Annotated in this window: 3 protein-coding genes; 1 reads left to right on the forward strand and 2 read right to left on the reverse strand. The window is 57.6% G+C overall.

The window, feature by feature from the left end; genetic code table 11:
- Positions 1–213: 213 nt before the first annotated feature.
- Entirely contained in the window at positions 214–1,284 is a 1,071-nt protein-coding gene (locus tag BG52_RS01050) for a CotH kinase family protein (RefSeq protein WP_036586457.1), read from the forward strand.
- A gap of 191 nt (positions 1,285–1,475) precedes the next feature.
- On the opposite strand, the gene cysK is transcribed toward BG52_RS01050, so the two are convergent.
- Together cysK and BG52_RS15800 are read right to left on the reverse strand one after the other, a co-directional pair.
- Entirely contained in the window at positions 1,476–2,390 is a 915-nt protein-coding gene (gene cysK / locus BG52_RS01055) for a cysteine synthase A (RefSeq protein WP_036586459.1), read from the reverse strand.
- A 40-nt stretch (positions 2,391–2,430) separates the two neighbouring features.
- Positions 2,431–3,518, reverse strand: a 1,088-nt coding sequence (locus BG52_RS15800) for a hypothetical protein (RefSeq protein WP_036666628.1), incomplete at its 5' end; no start/stop codon positions are given.

Below are 3,518 nucleotides of genomic sequence, written 5' to 3' on the forward strand. Positions count from 1 at the left end.
GGACGCACGGCACTCGCGGCGACCGCACGGGCGGCTCCCGCCGCAGTGTGATCCAGAACGCCGAATGGCCGTTCCAGCGCAGCTATTGGCCCTCACAGTGGTATGTCGAGAACGTGTAACCGAAACGGAGGTAAACGAATACGTTATAAGTAACGAAAGCCTATCGTCAGCATAGACGATAGGCTTTATCTTTTTCCCCCGAGGAGTGAACGAATGCCCGCCGCCGACTTGCCCGTTCGCCGTATTATCGTCGAGCCTTACTTGTGGAGCCGGCTGCATCAAGATCCTTGGAACCGAAGCTCCATCCCCGTACAAATCGCGCTTAAAAACCGCACCCTCGACGCCCGGATCCGAATCCGCGGCGGACATACGCGCAGCTACCCAAAGAAGTCTTACGAAATCAGCGTGGAAGGCGGCCTCACCTTTCATTGGAACACCGAATACGATGACCCGTCGCTCATTCGAAACGCCCTGTCATTTTATTTTTTTAACCGGATCGGTCTGCCCGCTCCCCGCACCTCGCACTGCCGTTTGTCGGTTAACGGCTCGTCGCTCGGCGTTTATTTGGAAATCGAAGCCGTAAAACCGATATTTTTCCGCGCGCGCCGGATCGGGCAGCGGTCGATTGTGTACGCCGTCAACGATCACGCCCATTTCGGCCTGATGGACTCGGATAGCGGGGATGCGAAAAGCAGCCTGTTCTCCGGCTACGAGAAGGTTGCCGGCGACAACGCGGCGTCCGTTCGATTGGTCCGTTTCATTCACGACATCAACCGGCTGAAGGGCGCTGCGCTGCGGCGCAGAATTGCCGCCAAGCTTGATACGGCCGTCTATTTGCGCTGGCTTGCCGGAGCGGTTTTGACCGGAAATTATGATGGCTTCGAGCAAAACTACGCCCTTTACGAGCATGCCAATACCGGCAAATACCGGATCATTCCCTGGGATTACGAGGGTACGTGGGGGAGAAACTGCTACGGAAATCCGTGCAAAAGCGATCTTGTCAACATTCAAGGCTATAATATACTGACTGAAAAACTGCTAAGCTTTCCCGTTTACCGGAATGCCTACAAACAGCTGCTTAAGAAATTGCTGAGAACCATTTTCCGCGAATCGGCGCTCATGCCGGTCGTCAACCGCATGCATGGCCGGATCGCCGACGACATCCGCGCCGACACCACCCGCAAGCATCCATACAGCGTGTTCCAGTCGGAGCCCGGATTCATCCGCAGCTATATTAGGGAACGAAGAAGCATCGTCCTGGCTGAACTTCGCAAGTGGAAATGAAGGCTGTTATGCTATGCAGCTGAACGGTCGTTTTGCATCCGGCGGATGTACGCGATCGTTAGCAGTTGAGTCCGGAAGCCGGTCTGCGGGGACGGGAAAAGACGAGGGGACTGCAATCTTAATACGCCAATGCAGCCGCTAGAGCTACCCGAGCCGGCGCGCCGGCTCGCTGTAACCAAGCAAAGTCAATCTTAATAAATATCCATGCTCAAGTATCGCTCGCCGGTGTCGGGAGCGATGCACAGGACGCGACGTCCTTCGCCGAGCCGCGCGGCCACCTGCATGGCGGCCCAAACGGATGCGCCCGACGAAGGTCCGACCAGCAGCCCTTGCTCCCGCGCCAGCCGCCGCGTGACGGATAACGCATCGTCATCGGATACTTGTATGATTTCGTCATATACGCTGGTGTTCAAAATCGCAGGCACGAAACCGGGGCTGGTTCCGACAAGCTTATGCGGTCCCGGCACTCCGCCGGAAAGCACCGGTGAGCCTGCGGGCTCGACAACGGCGACATGCAGTCTCGGCAGCATCGATTTCAACGTTTCACCCGTACCGGTAATCGTCCCTCCCGTACCTGAGGTAGCAACGAATGCATCCAGCCGACCGCCCGTCTGACGCATGATCTCATCCGCTGTCGTTATGCGGTGGATGTCCGGATTCGCCGCGTTCTCAAATTGATTCGGGATCATGCTGCCCGGTATTTGCGCCTGCAACTCCTGCGCTTTGCGGATGGACCCGGGCATCCGCTCGGCAGCCGGCGTCAGCACGACTTCCGCGCCATAAGCGCGCACCAGCTTGATGCGCTCGACCGTCATATTGTCGGGCATGACAAGTATAAGCCGGTAACCCTTAACCGCCGCATTCATCGCCAGTCCGATGCCGGTATTGCCGCTCGTCGGCTCGATAATCGTACCACCGGGCTTAAGCAAGCCCTCACGCTCGGCCGCTTCAATCAGCGCGAATGCCGCGCGGTCTTTCACGCTACCGCTCGGGTTGAACCGCTCCAGCTTGACAAGCACTTCCGCCGATCCCGGCTCTGTAATCGACAGCCGGACTGCGGGTGTTTCTCCGATCAAATCCGTTATTTGATTCACTACTCTCGGCATATCTTTTCCCCTCCCATGAGCGCCTTATGCGCCAATCCATTCATGTTTGAACTTTTTCACTGCCCGTGAGCCTGCCGCGCAGCAGCAGCCAACCGGGCAGTGGAGCCGCGCCGACGATCAGCAGCAGCCAGACCAGCGCTCCCGCCGATTCGGTCGTCGCCACCACCGACAAATAAAGGACCAGTCCGATGACACGTCCGGCAATCAAGCCCGACTCCCGGAGCACAATGAGCTCTTCCCGCCGCCCCGCGCTGGCCTCGGACGCGCCGATCAAATCGAACACCGCCGACGTCATCGGTATGACATACAAGGGCATGAAAAAAGCGGTTGCGATTCCGAGCCACAGCATCGTGCCGTATACGACGCCGATGAAGAGCAGCAGCGTAGACATCGATACGGCAAACGCTCCGATCAGCATCGCCTTGCTTCTGATGCCCGGCTTGAGTAATCGCCCCGCCAGCCAGAAGCTTACAAGCGCAACAACGCCGCCTTTGCCTGATTCAATCATATGGGATGCTGCTTCTGATGTCGACAGAAACACGAGAAGTCCGAGCAAAAACCCGAAGACTCCCTCGCGGATGCCCTGAAACGCAAGCGATGGCATCACACGCCGCCATGGACTACCTTTGCACCCAACCTGCCGGATGCCGTAAAGCCAATCATATTGTCCCAACGTTTTGCGCTTGGCGAGGAAAAAGCTCACCGCCGCCGCCGTTGCAAATAAGAGCAGCGACGCCGTAAAAACGATCCGGTATCCACCTGCCCCGAAAGCGCCGATCACGACGCCCGAAATCCAAGGAGCCATCATGCCGGCGCCCGAGCCGAGCAGTCCGCCCCAGCCGTTAAACCGATCACGGTTGCCCGGCTCCGTTATTTCAAAGTATACAACATTATAAGCCATCCAGAAAAAGCCCATGGCCATGCCGTTAAGGATGCCGAGCGGCACGACGTGGCGGCTGGCGGCGGGTCCGAGCAGCAGCACAGCCAAATAAAACATGCCGGATAAAATAAGACCGGCCCGCAAGCTGTTCATTTTGTTGTATCGCTTGACCCATTTGCCGACAATCCAGAACGTAAGCCCCGACATAAGATGCTGAGAAAGCGCAAACCAGCCGATCGGCGCAAACG

It is taken from the genome of Paenibacillus darwinianus (genome assembly GCF_000598065.1).
GTDB classification, from domain to species: domain Bacteria; phylum Bacillota; class Bacilli; order Paenibacillales; family Paenibacillaceae; genus Paenibacillus_I; species Paenibacillus_I darwinianus.

Excerpts from the sequence above, each read along its gene's own strand:
- BG52_RS01050 (WP_036586457.1), top strand. The coding sequence starts at position 214 with ATGCCCGCCGCCGACTTGCCCGTTCGCCGTATTATCGTCGAGCCTTAC.
- cysK (WP_036586459.1), bottom strand. The coding sequence starts at position 2,390 with ATGCCGAGAGTAGTGAATCAAATAACGGATTTGATCGGAGAAACACCC.